The sequence below is a fragment of the Nocardioides sp. B-3 genome (assembly GCF_024703895.1).
GTDB lineage: Bacteria > Actinomycetota > Actinomycetes > Propionibacteriales > Nocardioidaceae > Nocardioides.
In genome coordinates this window covers 3,051,673-3,070,792 of sequence record NZ_CP087968.1, presented here as the reverse complement: position 1 = coordinate 3,070,792, position 19,120 = coordinate 3,051,673, and the positions used below count along the sequence as shown (strand labels likewise).

Sequence of the window (19,120 nt, the reverse complement as noted above, 5' to 3'; positions counted from 1 at the left end):
GCTTCTAGCCCTCGTCCGTGAGCGCGATGCCCAGCGGATCGAGGACGGCGTTCAGCTCGTCGAGGGAGATCGCACCCCGGCGCAGGATCCGGCCCCGGTTGACGTCCGTGCAGTCGACGATCGTCGAGGCATCGGCACCCGCGCTCGTGCCGGCGTCCACGATCACCTCGACCGAGTCACCGAGCATCGCCTCCGCCTCGTCGGCAGTCCGCGCGGCCGGGCGCCCCGACAGGTTGGCCGAGCTCACGGCCAGCGGGCCGGTGCGCTCGAGCACGGCCGGGGGCGATCTGATCGTCGGGCATCCGCACCGCGACCGTGCCGCGCGTCTCCCCCGAGTCCCACTGCAGGGAGGACTGCTGACGGCAGACGACGGTGAGCGCGCCGGGCCAGAACTCCGCGACCGGGGCGCGGGCGTAGGACGGGACGCCGACGGCGAGTGCATCGAGCGTCGTCGCGGCGCTCACCAGCACCGGCGGCGGCATCTCCCGGCCTCGGCCCTTGGCCGCCAGCAGCGCCTTGACGGCGTCGGGCGAGAAGGCGTCGGCGGCGATGCCGTAGACCGTGTCGGTCGGCAGCACGATCAGTTCTCCACGCCGGATGGCCGGGGCCGCGGCCTCGATCGCCGCCTCGCGCTCGTCGTCGGTCGTCACGGGTAGGCGTTGCACCCGCCTATCGTGCCAGCCGTGCCGTCGTGAAGCGCGGACGACCTGCCGGGTCGCGGTGGTCGACGACCTCGACCCACCGACCGGTCGCCGCAAAGACGGCCGGTGCCGACTCCCCCTGCACGTCCGCGTGCTCGGCGCCGACCACTCCACCGGGCCTGAGCAGCAGCGCTGCGCGCACGGCCGGGACGCGGATCGCGTCGAGCCCGTCGTCCCCGGAGAACAGGGCCGGGTGCGGGTCGTGGTCTCGCGCTTCGGCGGCCACCGACTCCCGGGCCTCCAGCGGGATGTACGGCGGGTTGCACACGACCACGTCCACGGTCCCGAGCAGGTCGTCGAACGCCGTACCCATGTCGCCCTGACGCAGGTCGACCCCGGAACCGGCGAGGTTGCGCTCGGCCCAGTCGTGGGCCGACTCGTCCAGCTCCACGGCGTGCACGTCGGCGTCCGGGACCTCGTCGGTCACGGCCTTGGCGATCGCACCGGAGCCGGTGCAGAGGTCGACGACGACCGGCGTCCGTCCGGCGGCCGGGACGGCCGACGCGTGCTCGACGGCCCAGCCGGCCAGCAGCTCGGTCTCGGGCCGCGGCACGAAGACGCCCGGACCGACGGCCAGCTCGACGTGCCGGAAGAAGGCCGCACCGGTCAGGTGCTGCAGCGGTTCGCGGGCAGCCCGTCGCTCGATCAGCGCGTCGAAGCGGTCGGCCGGCTCGCCCTCGACCGTGTCGACCCGGAACAGGGTCTTGCGCTCGAGCCCGTGCACGTGGGCGAGCAGCTCGGCCGCGTCGTGCTCCGGGCTCGCGACCCCGGCCGACCGGAGCCGGTCGGCGGCCGCTGCCGGGGCCACCGTGCGGCGTACGCCGGTCACTGCTCGAGCGCCTCGAGGCGCGTGGCGAGGTCGGCCTCGACACACGACTGCAGGACCGGGCCGAGCTCGCCGTCGAGGACGGTGTCGAGGTTGTAGGCCTTGTAGCCGGTGCGGTGGTCGGAGATGCGGTTCTCCGGGTAGTTGTAGGTGCGGATGCGCTCGGAGCGGTCGACCGTGCGGATCTGGCTCTTGCGCGCGGCGCTGGCCTCGGCGTCGGCCTCCTCCCCGGGCGGCCGCGAGCAGGCGGGCGCGCAGGATCCGCATCGCCGACTCCTTGTTCTGCAGCTGGCTCTTCTCGTTCTGGCAGCTGGCGACGATGCCCGTGGGCACGTGCGTGATGCGCACGGCCGAGTCGGTGGTGTTGACGCTCTGGCCGCCGGGGCCGGACGAGCGGTAGACGTCGATGCGCAGGTCGGAGTCGTTGACCTCGACGTCGATGTCCTCGGCCTCGGGCATCACCAGCACGCCGGCGGCGCTGGTGTGGACGCGTCCTTGGGACTCCGTCACCGGCACGCGCTGCACGCGGTGCACGCCGCCCTCGAACTTGAGCAGTGCGTACGGCGCCTCGCCCGGCTCCGCAATCCCCTTGGCCTTCACCGCGACGGTGACGGACTTGTAGCCGCCCGGGTCGGACTCGGTGGCGTCGATGATCTCGGTGGACCACCCGCGCTGCTCGGCGAACCGGGTGTACATCCGCAGCAGGTCGCCGGCGAACAGGGCCGACTCCTCGCCACCCTCCCCCGACTTCACCTCGAGGATGGCGTCCTTGGCGTCCGTCGCGTCCCGCGGGACGAGGAGGTGGCGCAGTCGCTCCTGGGCCTTCTCCCGCTCGGCGCTCAGCTGGTCGGCCTCGGCGGCGAAGCCCGGATCCTCGCTCGCGAGCTCGCGTGCCGCCTCGATGTCGTCGGCGAGCTGCAACCAGTGGCGCCACGTCGTGACGATCGCCGACAGCTCGGCGTAGCGCTGGTTGAGCTTCTTGGCCGGGCGCTGGTCGGCGTGCGTCTCCGGCTCCGCGAGGCGACCCTCGATGTCGCGATGCTCGGCGACGAGCCCTTCTACGGCCTCGAACACGGTGCTCCTCAGATGGTCGATCGACAAAGGCTTGCGCGAAATGCACAACGCCGACCGCCCGCAGTGCGGGAGGTCGGCGCTGGAAGGGAGCTACTTGCTCTCGGCAGGCTCCGCCGTCTCGGCCTTGTCGGCCTTCTTGGCGTAGCGGGCCTCGAAGCGGGCCACGCGGCCGCCGGTGTCGAGGATCTTCTGCTTGCCGGTGTAGAACGGGTGGCACTGCGAGCAGACGTCGGCCTTGAGCACGCCGGAGGTCGCGGTGCTGCGGGTCGTGAAGTTCGCGCCACAGGTGCAGGTGACGGTCGTCTCCACGTAAGCGGGGTGGATGTCCTTCTTCATGGGGTGTCGTCCTTTCAAACGATGCTCCGGGTCGTCGCCGCTTGGGTGCGGAGGACGTGAACCGGAACCGGCACAGTGTGCCACCGGTCTGAACGCTAGGGCGAATCCGTGGATTCCCGAGCGAGCAGGGCGGCCACGCGGTGGGCCAGCTCACGCGGGCTGAACGGCTTGGTGACGTAGTCGTCGGCGCCGGAGTCGAAGCCGGTCTCGACGTCGGACTCCTGCGCGCGAGCCGTGAGCAGGATGACCGGCAGGGTGGCCGGGTGCGCCTCGGCGCGAAGGAGCCGAACCGCGTCCAGACCGGACATGCCGGGCATCATGACGTCGAGCACCGCGAGGTCGGGCCGCTGCTCGCGGCACGCCTCGACCTGCGGCGGCACCGTCGCCGACGGCGACGACGTCGTGTCCGAGCGACGTCAGCTTGAAGGCGACGAGCTCACGGATGTCGACGTCGTCGTCGGCGACAAGGATGCGCGCCACGGGCTAGTTTCCGCGCGCCGCGCCGGGCTTCTGCTGCTTGGTCAGGAACTCGATGTTGTTCTGCGACTTGCGGAGCTGGTCGAGCACCCCCCGGACCGAGCCGATCGGGTCCGAGGACATCTTGCGACGCAGCGACTGGACGATCCCGGCCTCCTGCTCGCTGGACAGCAGCGCCTCGGCGGGTGCCCGACGCGACGATGTCCACGGCGGGGAAGGTCTGCGCCTCGGCCAGCTCGCGGCGCAGCCGCAGCTCCATGTTGGCGGTGCCGCCGAACTCCTCGAAGATCACCTCGTCGGTGGCCGAGCCGGTCTCGACGACGACCGTCGCCGGGATGGTCAGCGAGCCGCCGCCCTCGACGTTGCGGGCCGCGCCGAAGATCTGCTTGGGCGGGTGTACGGCGCCGGCATCGACGCCTCCGGCCGGGGTGCGTCCGGTCGCGGGAGCCGAGACGTTGTAGGCCCGGGCCGGGCTCGTGACCGAGTCGAGCAGGACGACCACGTCGTGGCCGAGCTCGACCAGTCGCTTGGCGCGCTCGATCGCGAGCTCGGCCAGCATGGTGTGGTCGCTGGCTGCCCTGTCGAAGGTCGAGGCGATGACCTCGCCCTTGACGGCGCGCTGGAAGTCGGTGACCTCCTCGGGGCGAGCGTCGAGCAGCACGACCATGAGGTGGACCTCGGGGTTGTTGCGTGAGATCGACTGGGCCGCCGACTGCAGCAGCGTGGTGCGACCGGACTTCGGCGGGGCGACGACCGGGCCGCGCTGGCCCTTGCCGATCGGGGCCGCGATGTCGATGACGCGCCCCGTCAGGTTGGCGGCATCGGTCTCGAGGCGGAGGCGCTCGGTCGGGTGCACCGGCGTGAAGGTCTCGAACTCCGGGCGCTCACGGGCGGCCTCGGGGTCGGTCCCGTTGACGCTGTCGATGCGGACCATCGGGTTGAACTTCTCCTTGCGCTCGCCCTCGCGGGGCTGGCGCACCCGGCCGACGACGGCGTCGCCGCGGCGCAGGCCGAACTTCCGCACCATCGACAACGACAGGTAGACGTCGTCGGTCCCGGGGAGGTAGCCCGAGGTGCGCACGAAGGCGTAGTTGTCGAGCACGTCGAGGATGCCGGCGGCCGGCACCAGCACGTCGTCCTCGAGCACGGTGGTGTCGGGCTCGTTGCGGCCTCCGGGAACGCGGGGGGCCCGGCGGTCACGGTCGCGACCGCGACGGCGACGGTTGCGACGGCTTCCGCCCTCGCTCGTCGTCGTCGTAGTCGTCGAGCTGGGCCTGCTGCTGGGCCTGCTGGCCTTGCTGGTCGCCCTTCTGGCCCTGCTGCTGGTTGGCCTGCTGGCCCTGCTGCTGGTTCCGGTTCTGGCCCTGCTGGTTGCCCTGCTTCTCGGACTGCTTCTCCGGCTGGCCCTGCTTCTGCTCGGACTTCTGCTCGGACTTCTGCTCCGGCTTGTCCCGGGGGGCCTGCTGGTTGCCCTGCTGGTTGCCCTGCCGGTTGCGGGTCCGCTGGCGGTTGGTCTGCTCGACGGCGGGCTGCTCGTCGGACTTCTTCTCCTTCTCCGCCCCGGGCTCGGCGGTGGGCTCGACCTTCTCCGCCGCACGCTCGGCCCGGGGCTCCACCTTCGCCTCCTCGGGCGAGGGCGCAGCGTCACTCGTCGGGGCGGTCCGCGGCGTACGCGTCCCGGTCGTGACCGTCGGAGCGCTGGCGGGAGCACTGGCAGGGGCAGCGGCGGACGAGCCGGCCCGGGTGGAAGAACCGGCTCCGGGCGGAAGACCCAACCCGGGCGGAGGACCCAACCCGGGCGGCCTTGATCGCCTCCACGAGCTGGGCCTTCTTCATCGAGCCGGCGCCGGAGACACCCGGGCCACCGGCCATCGACTTGAGGTCGGCCGGGAGCATGGAGCTGAGGCCACCGCTCTTCTTCTTGGCAGGCGTTGCAGCGGGAGCGTCGGTTGATTCAGTCACGTGAGTCCAACTCAGTTGTGGCGCCGCCGCTGCCACGAAGGTGGGCGGCGCGTGTCATCAGGACAAGAACTCCGGCAACCAGATGGCCGGAGGAGTGGAGAGGCAGCCGATCTACGGCGCAGCGTGATGCTAACACCGGGGGGACACGCGTCCGTGTCAGTCCCCGACGACCACGCCGGCGCGCTCGATGTCGAGCACGTGACAGGCCCACCCGGCAGGGGCGCGCGTGGTCAGGTCGTCGCCGTAGCTGTCCGTGAAGGCCAGCACCGTGGGGCCGGCTCCGCTGATCACGGCCGCGATCCCGTCGGGCGCAGCAGCGTGCACGAGGGCCGGGGACTCGGGCATGGCCGGCTCCCGCTGCTCCCCGGTGCAGGTAGTCGCGCGTGGCAGCGAGCAGGTGCTCGGGGCGGCCCGCGAGGGCGGCCACGAGCAGGGCGGCGCGCCCGCTGTTGGCCGCGGCGTCGGCGTGCGGCACGACCTCGGGCAGCAGGCCGCGCGCGACCTTGGTCTCGACCGGCGTCGACGGCACGAAGACGACGGTGCTGACGCGCGGATCGACACCGGCGGCGACGGCGTACCACTCATCGCCCTCGCGCCCGGAGATCACGAACCCGCCGTAGAAGGCGGGAGCCACGTTGTCGGGGTGCCCCTCGATGTCGGCCGCGAGGCGGAACAGCGCGTCGTCGTCGAGCAGCAGCTGCCCGCCGGCGACGAGGGCGCGGGCCAGCGAGACCCCGCCCACGATGGCGGCGGAGGACGAGCCGAGGCCGCGCCCGTGCGGGATCACGTTGGCGCAGCGCAGGACGAGCCCGGCGGGCTCGGCGTCCATGGCGGCGAAGGCGGCGCGCATCGACCGCACCACGAGGTGCGTCTCGTCGCGCGGCACGTCGTCGGCCCCCGCGCCGGAGACCTCGATCCGCAGGCCACCGTCGGTGACCTCCGCCTCGAGCGTGTCACGCAACGACAGGGCGAGGCCGAGCGAGTCGAAGCCGGGACCGAGGTTGGCCGACGTGGCCGGGACACTGACCCGCACCGGGCCGTTGACGAAGGTCGCCATCGGTCAGGCGAGACCGGCCGCGGCGGCAGCTGCCACCACGTCGGCATCGACGACGGTGTCGACGATGTCGGTGTAGGACTCGAGCGCGGTCGCGGTGTCCTTGAGCCCGTGGCCGGTGACGGTGATCGCCACCGTCTTCCCGGCATAGGTGTCGCCCCCCGCGAGCTCCTTGAGGAGACCCGCGACACCGGCCGCGGAGGCCGGCTCGACGAAGACGCCGTCGCGTCGGGCCAGCTCGGCCCGGGCAGCCGGGGATCTGCTCGTCGGTCACCGAGGCGAAACGGCCCTCGGACTCCTTGGCCGCCATCTCCGCGAGGTGCCACGACGCCGGGTTGCCGACGCGGATCGCGGTGGCCTTGGTCTCCGGGTCGGGGAACGGCTCGCCGGTCACCAGCGGCGCCGCACCCTCGGCTCGGAATCCCCGCATGACGGGCAGACGGGACGAACGGCCGAGTGCGGCGTACTGCTGGTAGCCCATCCAGTAGGCGGCGATGTTGCCGGCGTTGCCGACGGGCAGCAGGTGGAAGTCGGGGGCGTCACCGAGGAAGTCGCAGATCTCGAAGGACGCCGTCTTCTGGCCCCGGAGTCGCACCGGGTTGACGGAGTTGACCAGCGCCACGGGGTAGTCCCCCGGCCAGTCCGCGCGATGTCGAGGCAGTGGTCGAAGTTGCCGCGCACCATGATGATCTGCGCGCCGTGCACGACGGCCTGCGCCATCTTGCCGGCGGCGATCTTGCCCTCGGGGATCAGCACCAGCGGCTTGAGGCCGGCCTTGGCGGCGTAGGCCGCCATCGAGGCCGACGTGTTGCCGGTCGAGGCGCACACCACGGCCTCGGCACCCTCGTGCTTCGCGAGCGAGATGGCCGCGGTCATGCCGCGATCCTTGAACGAGCCGGTCGGGTTGTTGGCCTCGACCTTGAGCCACACCTCGGCTCCCGTCAGCCCGGAGAGCCAGTCGGAGTGCACCAGCGGGGTGCCGCCCTCGCGGAGCGTGACCGCCTCGAGGCCCTCGGGGATGTCGAGGAGGTCGCGATATTCCTCGATCACCCCGCGCCACTGGCCACTGGTCACGGTGGTGCTCATTCGTCTCCTCCTTCGACGCGCATCACCGAGGTGACGGCGCGCACGGCGTCCATGCCGCGCAGATGCTCGACGGTCTTGCTCAGCGCCGCGTCGGTCGCCGCGTGACTGACCACGACGAGCTGGGCGTCGGCACCGCGACCTTCCCCGGCGCACGGTCTGGATCGAGACGTCGTTGTCCGCGAACGCGTTGGCGACGGCGGCGAGCACGCCCGACCTGTCGTCGACATCGAGGGCCACGTGGTAGCGGGTGCGGGTCTCCCCCATCGGCAGCACCGCCCGATCGGCGTACGCCGACTCGCCGGCGCCCCGAGTGTTGCTGAGCCGGTTGCGCGCGACCGTGACGAGGTCACCGAGCACGGCACTGGCCGTCGGCGAACCGCCGGCACCGGGGCCGTAGAACATCAGCTGGCCGGCGGCCTCGGACTCGACGAAGACCGCGTTGTAGGCGCCACGCACGCTCGCCAGCGGGTGGCTGCGCGGGATCATCGCGGGGTGCACGCGCACGGCCACTGGTCGTCTCGCAGCTCGCAGATCGCGAGCAGCTTGACGACCGAGTCCATGTCGCGGGCCGACTGCACGTCGGCCGCCGTCACCTCGGAGATGCCCTCGCGGTAGACGTCGGAGGCGGTGACCCGGGAGTGGAAGGCGAGGCTGGCGCCGGATCGCGGCCTTGGCCGCCGCGTCGAAGCCCTCGACGTCGGCGGTCGGGTCGGCCTCGGCGTAGCCCGGGTCCGGGCTTCCTCCAGCGCCTCGGAGAACCCCGCGCCGGAGGAGTCCATCTTGTCCGGGATGAAGTTGGTGGTGCCGTTGACGATGCCGAGCACCCGGGTGACCTTGTCGCCGGCGAGCGACTCGCGCAGGGGACGCAGGATCGGGATCGCGCCGGCCACGGCGGCCTCGTAGTAGAGGTCACGCTCGGCCTTGGCCGCAGCCTCGAAGAGCGTCGGGCCGTCCTCGGCGAGCAGCGCCTTGTTGGCGGTGACGACGCTCGCGCCGTTGCCCAGCGCACTGAGGATCAGCGACCGCGCGGGCTCGATGCCTCCGATCACCTCGATCACCGGGTCGACGTCGTCGCGGGCGACGAGCCCGGCCGCGTCGGTCGTGAGCAGCTCGGCGGGCACGTCGACGTCACGCTGGGCGTCGAGGCGGCGCACCGCCACCCCGACCAGCTCGACGGGTGCCCCGACCCGGGCCGTCAGGTCGTCGGCCTGCTCCATGAGCAGCCGCACCACCTGTGAACCGACCGAACCACAGCCCAGCACGGCGACCTTCAGTCGCTTGTTCTCCATCACGCACCCACGTCAGTAGCCAACAGGTCGTCTTCAGTCTCCCTGCGCAGCACGACGGAAATCTTCCCGTCCCGCACACTGATCACCGGAGGTCGCAGCGCATGGTTGTAGTTGGAGGCCATCGAGCGGCAATAGGCGCCGGTCCCGGGGACAGCGACGAGGTCACCGGGCGCGATGTCGCCGGGCAGGAACTCGTCCTTGACCACGATGTCGCCGGCCTCGCAGTGCTTGCCCACCACGCGCGCCGGGGTAGGCGTCGCCGCGGAGCTGCGGCTCGCGAGCGTGGCGGAGTAGTCGGCGTCGTACAGCGCCGTGCGGATGTTGTCGCTCATCCCGCCGTCGACGGAGACATAGGTGCGACTTGCCCCGCCGTCGAGCGCCACCTCCTTGACCGTGCCCACGGTGTAGACCGTGCACATCGCCGGCCCGACGATCGCGCGACCGGGCTCGATGCTGAGCCGCGGCTCGGTGATGCCGAGCGCCTTGCACTCGTGCTCGACGATCTTGGACATCTCGGTGGCCAGCTGCGCGGGGTCGCTCGGGTCGTCCCGGGTCGTGTAGGCGATGCCGAAGCCGCCACCGAGGTCCATCTCCGGCATCTCGACGCCGATCTCCTCGCTGACGCGGGCGTGCAGTGCGAGCACGCGGCGCGCCGCCACCTCGAAGCCGGACGAGTCGAAGATCTGGCTGCCGATGTGGCTGTGCAGGCCGAGCAGATCCGGGCCTGCGGCGTCGTGCACGCGGCGTACCGCATCGAAGGCGTCACCGCTGGTGATGGAGAAGCCGAACTTCTGGTCCTCGTGCGCGGTGGCGATGTATTCGTGGGTGTGCGCCTCGACCCCGGCGGTCACCCGGATCATCACCCGGGCCGTGGCACCGAGCTCGGCGACGATGCCGGCCGGGCGCTCGATCTCGTGGAACGAGTCGACGATGATCCGCCCGACGCCGAGGCCGACCGCGCGGACCAGCTCGACGCGGCTCTTGTTGTTGCCGTGGAAGCCGATCCGCTCCATCGGGGAAACCCGCCTCGCTCGGCGACGGTGAGCTCGCCGCCCGAACAGACGTCGAGGTGCAGGCCCTCCTCGTCCAACCAGCGCACGGTGGTCGTCGACAGGAAGGACTTGCCCGCGAAGAAGACGTCGTAGGCGCCGAACGCTTCCTTGAAGGCACGCGCCCGGGCCCGGAAGTCGGCCTCGTCCGGGACGTAGGCCGGGCTCCCCTCCCGGGCGACCGGGTCGGTCAGCGCGACGCCGCCGACGCTGAGCACGCCGTCGGTCTTCGCGGCCGTGCTCGACCAGAGCAGCGGGACGATCTCGTTGGGGTCGCTGGGCTCGCGCAGCCGGGACGGGCCCCGGAAGGCACCGTCAGCGTGCGCCCAGCCGGACGGGTGTGAGGTGGCCACGCGTCACATCCGCTCGGGAGCGGAGACACCGAGCAGGCCGAGACCGTTCTGCCAGCACCGTCCGTGTCGCCCGGACGAGCACCAACCGGGCGCGGTGCAGGTCGCCCGTCTCCTCGTCGCCGCGCGCGGCAGCACCCGGCAGACGTCGTAGAACCGGTGGTAGGTGCCCGCCAGCTCCTCGAGGTAGCGCGCGACCCGGTGCGGCTCGCGCAGCTCGGCCGACGCCTTGACCACCCGCGGGAACTCGGCGAGGGCGCGGAGCAGCTCGCCCTCCTTCTCGTGCGTGAGCAGCTCGGGGTGCGAGACCGCCTCCACGCCGAGGTCGGCCGCGTTGCGCAGCAGGCTCGCCACCCGGGCGTGGGCGTACTGAACGGTGTAGACGGGGTTGTCGTTGGTCGCCTTCGACCACAGGTCAAGGTCGATGTCGATGGGCGAGTCGGTGTGGTAGCGCGCCATCGCATAGCGGCTGGCGTCCACGCCGATCGCGCCGACGAGGTCGTCGATGGTGACGACGGTGCCGGCCCGCTTGGACATCCGCATCGGCTGGCCGTCGCGGAGCAGGTTGACCATCTGGCCGATCAGGATCTCGAGGTTCTTGCCCGGCTCGTCGCCGAAGGCCGCGCACATGGCGTTCATCCGGCCGACGTAGCCGTGGTGGTCGGCGCCGAGCATGATGAAGCAGCGGTCGAAGCCGCGTTCGCGCTTGTCGAGGTAGTAGGCCGAGTCGCCGGAGAGGTAGGCGGCCGCACCGTTGGACCGGATGATGACCCGGTCCTTGTCGTCACCGAACTTCTCGGTGCGCAACCACAGGGCGCCGTCGGCCTCGTAGGTGTTGCCGAGCTCGGTGAGCCGGGCGATCGCCCGCTCCACGGCCCCGCTCTTGTGCAGGTTGTCCTCGTGGAAGTAGACGTCGAAGTCCACCCCGAAGTCGTGCAGCGACTGCTTGATCTCGGCGAACATCAGCTCGACGCCCTCGGCCCGGAACACCTCCTGCGCCTCGGCCTCGGGCAGGTCGAGCACGTCGGGGCGCTTGGCGATGACGTCCTTGGCGATCTCCTCGATGTAGGCGCCGCCGTAGCCGTCCTCCGGCACCGGCAGGCCCTTGGCCCACGCCATCAGCGAGGCGCTGAAGCGGTCGAGCTGCGCACCGTGGTCGTTGAAGTAGTACTCCCGGGTGACCTCAGCTCCCGTCAGGGTGAAGATCCGGCCGAGCGCGTCACCCACTGCCGCCCAGCGCACCCCACCGAGGTGGAGCGGACCGGTCGGGTTGGCGGAGACGAACTCGAGGTTGATCTTCTCGCCTGCGAAGGCGTCGGAAGCGCCGTACGCCGCACCCGCAGCGACCACGTCAGCGGCGACCTGCCCCCGGGCACCCGCCTCGACGGTGATGTTCAAGAAACCCGGCCCGGCGACCTCCACGTCGCTGATCGCGGCGTCGTCGGAGAGCTTCTTGGCGACCAGCTCGGCGAGGGCGCGCGGGTTGGTGCCGGCCAGCTTGGCGAGCTGGAGGGCGACGTTGGTGGCGTAGTCGCCGTGACCCTGCTGGCGCGGGCGCTCCACCGTGACCGTCGTCGGGACACCGTCGGGAAGCGTCAGGGAGCCGTCGGCCACGAGGGCTTCGAGGACGGCGACAATGGTCGAGGAGAGCTGGTCCGGGGTCACCGACCCAGCCTATCGGCGCCGGACCCCACCACCCGAACCGGTTTCACGCTGGGACGAACGGGGTTGTAGGGTCTGCTTCGCCCTAGCCTCCGTAGCTCAGGGGATAGAGCACCGGTTTCCGGTACCGGGTGCCGCAGGTCTCGAATCCTGCCGGAGGCGCTTCCTTCTCACTGCCCGACGCGTGTCCATCTTCCGCGTCCGTCCCATCACGAGAACGTGTTCTCGCATTCGGGTGTACATGGGGCACCATGGTGTAACACTGAGTTACCACGGGGGCGTGTGTGCGCGGCCGTGGATCACTACGCGTCGACACCACTTGGAGCACTCACCGTGAGCAAATTGATCCCGGGTCTCGCCCTGTCCCCGGCGGCCTCGCTGGCCGCCACGTCGTTGGTAGCCGGCGGCCTCGCCCCCGCGAACGCCGCTCCGGGCGAGCGCACCGCACCGACGCTGACCAACTTCGGCTTCCGGGCCGACGTCTACGGCGTCAAGCTCGTCACCGACAACGTCGAGGCGTTCAACCTCAAGGACGCGCACGCCCAGCTGCGCTGCACCCGCGCCATCGGCCGGGCCGCGGAGGAGACGTCGGTCCTCAGCGTTCCCGACAACCCGCTGATCAACATCGCGGCGAGCCGGAGCCGGACGGACACCTACAAGGAGGGCGACACCCACGGGGTCCGCGGGGTCAACACCGTCGGCGACATCCGCATCGGTGGCGTCGTCGGCGACGTGAAGACTCCGTCGCTGGTGATCGAGGGCCTCACCACGAGCGCCAACGCCTTCCACACCCCGCAGGGCTTCGGCCATGCGGAGGCCTTCGACTTCGCGAGCATCAAGCTCGAGCTGCTCGAGGGCACTCCCCTGCAGGGCACGCCGCTCGAGGCGTTGCTCGAGCCCCTCAACCGGGTGACCGACACGGTCTTCGAGGGCACCAACGAGGTCGCCAACGAGATCTTCAAGGTCCTCCAGTCGGCCACCGCACCGATCCAGATTCCGGGCCTCGGCTCGATCGCTGGGCAAGGTGCGTGGCACGGCCACCAGCAAGAAGGCGACGTCGGAGGCGATGGCGCTCGAGATCGTGGTCGACGCCGGCGGCTCGCGCCAGCTGCTCGAGATCGGCTCGGCCAACGCCCGCATCGGCGCCCCCACCCCGGCCGGCGTCTTCCGCGCGGGTGGCACCGCCCCTGGACCTGCAGGCCCTGCAGAGCGCGCTGCACTTCGGCAACGTCCAGCACAAGTCGATCCCCTGCGAGGGCACCCCGGGCCAGACCAAGACCTTCACGGTCCCCACGGCCGGCGTCCTGCTCGGGCTCGTGGCCCGCGTCAACGGCGTCACCTACGCCCACCGCGGCAGCCAGCACGCGAGGAAGGACCTCGCCAAGGGCTTCTCGTCGGTCCGCATCGCCAACACCTCGGTGCCGGCGGTCGGCCCGGAGATCAACGACATCTTCAGCCGGAGTCAAGATGCGCGGCAAGGAGAACAAGCCGGTCAGGTCGACGGTCACCTCGAGCATCGGCTCGATCACCTTCCGTGGCCAGCCCGTCGCCGTACCCGAGCCGGGCCAGACCGTCGAGCTGCCCAACGGTGCCGGGCTGATCCAGCGCCAGCTCGTCAAGAACAGTCGCTACGGCGCCAAGTCGATCGGCCTGCGCGTGCAGCTGTTCGCCAACGCGGTCGTCCTCGACCTCGGGCTCGCGGACGGGCACATCTACCCGCGCTGAGGAAGCCCGTCAGCAACCCCTCAACGTGGCGTCGGCCCCGGCGGCGTTGCCCAGCCGCCGGGCCTGCGCCACGTCGGGGAAGACGACGCTCTGACCGGCGGTGGCGCCGATCCGGCCCCGGATCACGCAGGTGGTGATCCGGCCCGGCTCGACCCGGGCGACCGCCCGGGCGAGCTCGTAGAGCTCGGCGGGGCCGACGTTGGTCGACATGTGCTTGAGCACCGTCATCACGCCGCGCTCGATGAAACCGGGCCGGTCGGCCTGCGCACGGATGCGGGCGTGGATGCCGCGCAGGGTCCGCTGCTGGTTGGCGGAGCGGTCGAAGTCACCTCCGGGCAACGACTTGCGGATGCGGGAGAAGGCCATCGCGTCGTAGCCGCCGAGGTGGATGCGCCCGGCCTTGAACCCCTCCTTCTTCAGGAAGGGGTCGTAGAAGCGCCGTGGGTTGCGCACCTCGATGCCACCGATGTCGTCGACCATGTCCTCGAAGAACGGGAACCCGGTCACCATCACGTAGTCAGCCGAGATGCCGGTGAGGTTGGCCATGGCGCCGGCCATGCCCTTCGGCCCCTCGAAGTAGAGCGCGGCGTTGATCTTGTTCATGCCGTGCCCCGGGATCGAGACCCACGAGTCGCGCGGCACCCCGATGGCGGTCGCCGAGTCGGTCCCGGTGTTGATGCCGATCAGCTGCAGCGCGTCACCACGACTGCGCAGCATGTCCTGTCCCGGCCGCGCGTCCGACCCGACGGCCGGGATCCAGATCACGTCGGGCCCCACCGACACCCCGCCGGCGCGCTTGATCCGCACGAGCTCGACGTCCGTGGGCTGCACACTCGAGTTGGGTACGACGAACGCGGCCGCGGCCAGCACGAGCGCGAGCACGCCGGTGCGCAGGGAGCGGGTGAGACCGCCACTCCTCCCGGTCATCACAGCCATCCCTTCGAGACGTCGTAGCCGAAGACCCGCCAGCCGTCGGCCTTGCGGGTCAGGAACAGCCGGCCACGCACCCGGAGCCGGCGGTTGCGCTCACCGGTGGTGCGGACGCGGAGGTCGAAGCGGGCCGTCACGGAGCGGGCACGCTGGTTGACCGCGAGCAGGTCGAGTCGCACCTTGCGCATCAGCGGGGAGATCGTGTCGGTGTCGAGATCGGCGTTGGTCATCAGCGCGCGGTCGAAGGTCGCCCGCTTGCGGGCTCCCGGTGTGAACCCGGGGAACGCCCGTGCCGGGTCGGTCGCCTGACCGGCCCCGGACAGGTAGGCGGCCTCCCACCAGCGGTCGACGACGGCGGTGACCTCCTTGCGCACGGCCTTGCGCCGGCTGCCGGGAAGCCGCCCGATGATCCGGCCGATGTCGGCGGACGTGGCCAGCGCGGTGGGACCGTCCCCGTCGTGCCGGAGTCGTGACGCCGACGTGACGGGCCGTCGCGCCACCCGAACGCGAAGGTCCGGTGGCAGAGTCCGGGCTGCAGCCGGAGAGGGTGGTGCACGAGAAGACGAGGGCGAGGCCGAGCATCAGGATGCCGGCCGGGCCCCGGGCCCGCGGGGGGTGACCCGGGAAGGCAGTACGCATTCATTCTCCAGTGGGGCGCATGTGTTGCTGGTGGCGCGTGTGGCGCTGATGACACCTTGCCCCAAACACGTGGACCCGCCCTGCATTTGTGCGCGTGTGGGACTAGCCTTGACAACCGATCGCACATACACACATCTGCCATCCGGAAGAGGCGAAGCAAGCCGTGCCGCAGTCCCCCACCGATCAGTCCGGCAACACGTCCGTTGCCCCGTCCTCCGACCCGGGAGCCAACGAGTGGCTCGTGGACGAGATGCGCGAGCAGTATGCCGCGGATCCGGGCAGTGTCACGGCTGAATGGGCCGCCTACTTCTCGGCCAACGGCAAGCCCTCGGCGAGCGCCGCCGGCACGCCCGCGGCCGCTCCGGCAGCCACTCCCGCACCCGCTCCTGCCAAGGCGGCCGCCCCGGCAACCCCTGCGGCCCCCACCGCTGCGGCCCCCGCCGCTGCTGCCGCGCCGGCTCCGGCCGCGCAGGCCAAGCCGCGGCCCACCGCCGCTGCCGCCGAGCCCGCCGCGGGCACCACGACGCCGGTCGCGAAGGACCCCAAGCCGGCCGCGCCTGCGGAGACCAGGGGACGAGCCGACCTACACCGTGCTGCGCGGCATCCCCGCCGCCACGGCGAAGAACATGGACATCTCGCTCTCGGTGCCCACCGCGACGAGCGTGCGCAACATCCCGGTCAAGCTGCTCTGGGACAACCGCATCGTCATCAACAACCACCTCAAGCGCGCGGGGCGGCAAGGTCTCCTTCACGCACCTGATCGGCTACGCCATCGTCAAGGCGATCAAGACGCAGCCGGCGATGAACAACACCTTCGCCGAGACCGACGGCAAGCCGACCATGGTGACGCCGGCGCACATCAACCTCGGCTCCGGCGATCGACCAGACCAAGGCCGACGGCACTCGTCAGCTCGTGGCTCCCTCCATCAAGGGCTGCGAGTCCATGGACTTCGCACAGTTCTGGACGGCGTACGAAGAGATCGTGCGCAAGGCCAAGGACAACAAGCTGACGATGGAGGACTACTCCGGCACGACCGTCAGCCTGACCAACGTCGGTGGCCCGGGCACCAACAACTCGGTGCCACGGCTGATGCAGGGCCGAGCCGCGATCATCGGTGTCGGCTCGATGGACTACCCGCCGGAGTCCCGGGGGTGCCTCCGAGGAGACCCTGACCCGCAACGCCGTCTCGCGCATCATGACGATGACGTCCACCTACGACCACCGCGTCATCCGGGGCGCACAGTCCGGCGAGTTCCTCCGTGCCGTGCACCAGCTGCTGCTCGGCGACGGCGGCTTCTACGACGAGATCTTCCGCGCCCTGCGGATCCCCTACGAGCCCATCCGCTGGGCCCGGGACGTCTCCGCCAGTCACGACGACGACGTCAGCAAGCAGGCCCGGATCCTCGAGCTGATCCACGCCTACCGCGTGCGCGGCCACCTGATGGCCGACACCGACCCGCTGGAGTACAAGCAGCGCAGCCACCCCGACCTCGAGGTCGAGGAGCACGGCCTGACCCTGTGGGACCTCGACCGCGAGTTCGCGACCGGTGAGTTCTGGTGGCGCTCGCAGCTTCATGAAGCTGCGCAGCGTGCTGGGCATCCTTCGCGACTCCTACTGCCGCACGGTCGGCATCGAGTACATGCACATCATGGATCCCGAGCAGCGCCGATGGGTCCAGCAGCGCGTCGAGCAACCGCACACCAAGCCGCCCCGCGAGGAGCAGCTCCGGATCCTGCTCAAGCTCAACCAGGGCCGAGGCGTTCGAGACCTTCCTGCAGACGAAATTCGTCGGCCAGAAGCGGTTCAGCCTCGAGGGTGGCGAGACCACGATCCCGGTGCTCGACGAGATCTGCGAGGCGGCCGCCGAGGCGGGCCTCGACGAGGTCACGATCGGTATGGCGCACCGTGGTCGGCTCAACGTGCTGGCCAACATCGTCGGCAAGAAGTACAGCCAGATCTTCCGCGAGTTCGAGGGCAACATCGACCCGCGCACGGTCCCAGGGGCTCGGGCGACGTGAAGTACCACCTCGGGGCAGAGGGCATCTTCCTGTCCGGGCTCGGCGACACGATCAAGGTGTCCGTCGCTGCCAACCCGTCCCACCTCGAGGCCGTCGACCCGGTGCTCGAGGGCATCGCCCGCGCCAAGCAGGACGTGCTCAACAAGGGCGCCGACTACCCGGTGCTGCCGCTGCTCGTCCACGGTGACGCGGCGTTCGCCGGCCGAGGTGTCGTCGCCGAGACGCTCAACCTGTCGCAGCTGCGCGGGCTACCGCACCGGCGGCACGATCCACGTCGTCGTCAACAACCGAGTCGGCTTCACCACGTCCCCCGGTTCGTCGCGCTCGTCGCTCTACTGCACCGACGTGGCACGGATGGTCCGGGCACCGATCTTCCACGTCAACGGTGACGACCCGGAGGCGTGCATCCGCGTCGCCCGGCTCGCGTTCTGAGTACCGCCGGGCCTTCAACAAGGACGTCGTCATCGATCTCGTCTGCTACCGCCGCCGCGGACACAACGAGGGTGACGACCCGTCGTACACGCAGCCCCTCATGTACGACCTGATCGAGCAGAAGCGGTCGGTTCGCAAGCTCTACACCGAGTCCCTGATCGGCCGTGGCGACATCACCGTCGAGGAGGCCGAGCAGGTCCTCAAGGACTACCAGCTGCAGCTGGAGCGGGTCTTCACCGAGGTCCGCGAGGCCAGCAACGACACGGTCTCCGAGTGGACCACCGTCCCGGACTACCCCGACAAGCCGGCGGGCGAGTTCACCACCGCCGTCGGGCCCGAGGTGCTCAAGCGGATCGCCGACGCCTACGTCACCCCGCCGGAGGGCTTCACCGTCCACCCGAAGGTGATGCCGCAGCTGCAGCGTCGCTCGACCGCGATCACCAGTGGCCCGATCGACTGGGGCACCGGCGAGATCCCGGCGTTCGGCTCGCTGCTGATGGACGGTCGCCCGGTCCGCCCGGCCGGCCGGGACTCGCGCCGCGGCACGTTCGTCTCGCGGTTCGCGACCATCATCGACCGCACCAACGCAGACGAGTGGACGCCGCTGACCCACCTCACCGAGGACCGGGCCAAGTTCCACGTCTACGACTCGCTGCTCTCCGAGTACGCCGCCCTCGGCTTCGAGTACGGCTACTCCGTGGCCCGTCCCGACGCCCCGGTCCTGTGGGAGGCGCAGTTCGGTGACTTCGTCAACGGCGCCCAGACGGTGATCGACGAGTTCATCTCCGCCGGTCAGACCAAGTGGCGCCAGCAGTCCGGCGTCGTGCTGCTGCTCCCCACGGCTACGAGGGCCGGGGTCCCGACCACTCGTCGGCCCGCATCGAGCGCTTCCTCACCATGTGTGCGGAGGACGCCATGGTGGTTGCGCAGCCCTCGACGCCCGCGTCCTACTTCCACCTGCTGCGCCAGCACTCCCACGGGTGAGGAGCACCGTCCGCTGATCGTGTTCACGCCCAAGTCGATGCTCAAGCGCAAGGGAAGCCGCCTCGCAGCCCGAGGACTTCACCGGCGACACGACGTTCCGTCCCTTCATCGGCGACGACACGGCTGACCCCGCCAAGGTCGAGACGCTGCTGCTCTGCTCGGGCCGCGTCACCCGGGACCCGGCGGTGGAGCGGGCCAAGCGCGACAACGGCGAGACCTTCGCCATCGGTCGCGTGGAGCGGCTCTACCCGCGACCGGCCGACGAGATCGTCGCCGAGATCTCCAAGTACCCGAACCTCAAGGCCGTGCGCTGGGTGCAGGACGAGCCCGCCAACATGGGCCCGTGGCCGCACTACCAGCTCAACGTGTGGCCCGGTCTCGACCTCACCGTCGAGCCCGTCACCCGGCCCGAGTCCGCCTCGCCGTCGGTGGGCACGATCAAGCGCCACGCGGAGGAGCAGAAGTCACTGCTCGACGCGGCGTTCGCCGTACCCGCCGCGAAGCCGGCCGGCGACTACTGAGGC

At 70.8% G+C, this 19,120-nt stretch carries 17 protein-coding genes, 1 tRNA gene and 6 pseudogenes; 8 read left to right on the top strand and 16 right to left on the bottom strand.

Translation table 11 applies throughout. The annotated features are described in order from the left end of the window. Positions 1-4 precede the first annotated feature (4 nt). The 14 genes and pseudogenes from LP418_RS20475 to argS all read right to left on the bottom strand — a co-directional run bounded on the left by LP418_RS20475 (position 5) and on the right by argS (position 11,869). Positions 5-247 (bottom strand): L-threonylcarbamoyladenylate synthase, encoded by a 243-nt coding sequence (locus LP418_RS20475; protein ID WP_257953448.1) that lies wholly within the window; start codon positions 245-247, stop codon positions 5-7. Then, positions 177-650, bottom strand: coding sequence for an L-threonylcarbamoyladenylate synthase (locus LP418_RS20470; protein ID WP_257953447.1), 474 nt, complete (start codon positions 648-650; stop codon positions 177-179). The genes LP418_RS20475 and LP418_RS20470 overlap by 71 nt, the downstream gene beginning before the upstream one ends. Before the next feature lie 19 nt (positions 651-669). Then, the gene (gene prmC, locus LP418_RS20465; RefSeq protein ID WP_257953446.1) at positions 670-1,530 is read right to left on the bottom strand and encodes a peptide chain release factor N(5)-glutamine methyltransferase; all 861 of its coding nucleotides are present in this window, start codon (positions 1,528-1,530) and stop codon (positions 670-672) included. Continuing rightward, positions 1,527-2,601, bottom strand: a pseudogene (gene prfA / locus LP418_RS20460) (peptide chain release factor 1). The gene prmC and the pseudogene prfA overlap by 4 nt, the downstream one beginning before the upstream one ends. A 90-nt stretch (positions 2,602-2,691) precedes the next feature. Further along, positions 2,692-2,937: a 50S ribosomal protein L31 gene (gene rpmE, locus LP418_RS20455; RefSeq protein ID WP_257953445.1), complete on the bottom strand. Its 246-nt coding sequence runs from the start codon at positions 2,935-2,937 to the stop codon at positions 2,692-2,694. Positions 2,938-3,032: 95 nt separating this feature from the next. Next, positions 3,033-3,317 carry a response regulator transcription factor gene (locus LP418_RS20450; protein WP_257953444.1) on the bottom strand — a complete coding sequence of 95 codons (285 nt, stop codon included), beginning with the start codon at positions 3,315-3,317 and terminating at the stop codon, positions 3,033-3,035. Between the two features lie 56 nt (positions 3,318-3,373). After that, positions 3,374-4,561 (bottom strand): transcription termination factor Rho, encoded by a 1,188-nt coding sequence (rho, locus tag LP418_RS20445; protein ID WP_257953443.1) that lies wholly within the window; start codon positions 4,559-4,561, stop codon positions 3,374-3,376. Positions 4,562-4,610: 49 nt separating this feature from the next. Continuing rightward, positions 4,611-5,030, bottom strand: a complete 420-nt coding sequence (locus LP418_RS20440) for a hypothetical protein (protein ID WP_257953442.1) — start codon at positions 5,028-5,030, stop codon at positions 4,611-4,613. A 28-nt stretch (positions 5,031-5,058) separates the two neighbouring features. Beyond that, the gene (locus tag LP418_RS20435) at positions 5,059-5,376 is read right to left on the bottom strand and encodes a Rho termination factor N-terminal domain-containing protein (protein ID WP_257953441.1); all 318 of its coding nucleotides are present in this window, start codon (positions 5,374-5,376) and stop codon (positions 5,059-5,061) included. Continuing rightward, positions 5,369-6,433 carry a homoserine kinase gene (locus LP418_RS20430; protein WP_257953440.1) on the bottom strand — a complete coding sequence of 355 codons (1,065 nt, stop codon included), beginning with the start codon at positions 6,431-6,433 and terminating at the stop codon, positions 5,369-5,371. The genes LP418_RS20435 and LP418_RS20430 overlap by 8 nt, the downstream gene beginning before the upstream one ends. A gap of 3 nt (positions 6,434-6,436) precedes the next feature. Then, positions 6,437-7,516 (bottom strand): annotated as a pseudogene (gene thrC, locus LP418_RS20425) (threonine synthase). Then, positions 7,513-8,805, bottom strand: a pseudogene (locus tag LP418_RS31260) (homoserine dehydrogenase). The pseudogenes thrC and LP418_RS31260 overlap by 4 nt, the downstream one beginning before the upstream one ends. Further along, a pseudogene (lysA, locus tag LP418_RS20415) lies at positions 8,805-10,207 on the bottom strand (diaminopimelate decarboxylase). The pseudogenes LP418_RS31260 and lysA overlap by 1 nt, the downstream one beginning before the upstream one ends. A gap of 3 nt (positions 10,208-10,210) precedes the next feature. Continuing rightward, positions 10,211-11,869 carry an arginine--tRNA ligase gene (argS, locus tag LP418_RS20410; protein ID WP_257953438.1) on the bottom strand — a complete coding sequence of 553 codons (1,659 nt, stop codon included), beginning with the start codon at positions 11,867-11,869 and terminating at the stop codon, positions 10,211-10,213. 85 nt (positions 11,870-11,954) lie between these two features. Between argS and LP418_RS20405 the strand changes: the two genes are divergently transcribed. Together LP418_RS20405 and LP418_RS20400 are read left to right on the top strand one after the other, a co-directional pair. Further along, positions 11,955-12,028: transfer RNA gene (locus LP418_RS20405), tRNA-Arg, on the top strand. Between the two features lie 171 nt (positions 12,029-12,199). Then, positions 12,200-13,591 (top strand): hypothetical protein, encoded by a 1,392-nt coding sequence (locus LP418_RS20400; protein WP_257953437.1) that lies wholly within the window; start codon positions 12,200-12,202, stop codon positions 13,589-13,591. 9 nt (positions 13,592-13,600) lie between these two features. Here the strand turns inward: LP418_RS20400 and LP418_RS20395 are convergent, their stop codons facing one another. Both LP418_RS20395 and LP418_RS20390 read right to left on the bottom strand, forming a co-directional pair. After that, on the bottom strand, positions 13,601-14,518 hold the full coding sequence (locus tag LP418_RS20395) for an LCP family protein (RefSeq protein ID WP_257953436.1): 918 nt from the start codon (positions 14,516-14,518) through the stop codon (positions 13,601-13,603). Beyond that, positions 14,518-15,021 (bottom strand): hypothetical protein, encoded by a 504-nt coding sequence (locus LP418_RS20390; RefSeq protein WP_257953435.1) that lies wholly within the window; start codon positions 15,019-15,021, stop codon positions 14,518-14,520. Before LP418_RS20390 ends, LP418_RS20395 begins: the two co-directional genes overlap by 1 nt. Before the next feature lie 302 nt (positions 15,022-15,323). On the opposite strand from LP418_RS20390, the gene LP418_RS20385 reads away from it, so the two are divergent. The 6 genes and pseudogenes from LP418_RS20385 to LP418_RS20355 all read left to right on the top strand — a co-directional run bounded on the left by LP418_RS20385 (position 15,324) and on the right by LP418_RS20355 (position 19,117). Next, positions 15,324-15,920, top strand: a complete 597-nt coding sequence (locus LP418_RS20385) for a 2-oxoglutarate dehydrogenase E1 subunit family protein (RefSeq protein ID WP_257957279.1) — start codon at positions 15,324-15,326, stop codon at positions 15,918-15,920. Positions 15,921-16,103: 183 nt separating this feature from the next. Further along, positions 16,104-16,232, top strand: a pseudogene (locus LP418_RS34000) (2-oxo acid dehydrogenase subunit E2); the annotation flags it as partial. Positions 16,233-16,735: 503 nt separating this feature from the next. After that, a pseudogene (kgd, locus tag LP418_RS20370) lies at positions 16,736-17,374 on the top strand (multifunctional oxoglutarate decarboxylase/oxoglutarate dehydrogenase thiamine pyrophosphate-binding subunit/dihydrolipoyllysine-residue succinyltransferase subunit); the annotation flags it as partial. After that, positions 17,364-17,612 carry a thiamine pyrophosphate-dependent enzyme gene (locus tag LP418_RS20365; RefSeq protein ID WP_336275775.1) on the top strand — a complete coding sequence of 83 codons (249 nt, stop codon included), beginning with the start codon at positions 17,364-17,366 and terminating at the stop codon, positions 17,610-17,612. The pseudogene kgd and the gene LP418_RS20365, both read left to right, overlap by 11 nt. Further along, positions 17,566-18,723: a thiamine pyrophosphate-dependent enzyme gene (locus tag LP418_RS20360; RefSeq protein WP_257953432.1), complete on the top strand. Its 1,158-nt coding sequence runs from the start codon at positions 17,566-17,568 to the stop codon at positions 18,721-18,723. Before LP418_RS20365 ends, LP418_RS20360 begins: the two co-directional genes overlap by 47 nt. Beyond that, complete coding sequence (locus LP418_RS20355) at positions 18,704-19,117, top strand: hypothetical protein (protein WP_257957126.1); 414 nt, start codon at positions 18,704-18,706, stop codon at positions 19,115-19,117. Before LP418_RS20360 ends, LP418_RS20355 begins: the two co-directional genes overlap by 20 nt. Positions 19,118-19,120 lie beyond the last annotated feature (3 nt).

Excerpts from the sequence above, each read along its gene's own strand:
- LP418_RS20430 (WP_257953440.1), bottom strand. The coding sequence starts at position 6,433 with ATGGCGACCTTCGTCAACGGCCCGGTGCGGGTCAGTGTCCCGGCCACG.
- rpmE (WP_257953445.1), bottom strand. The coding sequence starts at position 2,937 with ATGAAGAAGGACATCCACCCCGCTTACGTGGAGACGACCGTCACCTGC.
- LP418_RS20395 (WP_257953436.1), bottom strand. The coding sequence starts at position 14,518 with ATGACCGGGAGGAGTGGCGGTCTCACCCGCTCCCTGCGCACCGGCGTG.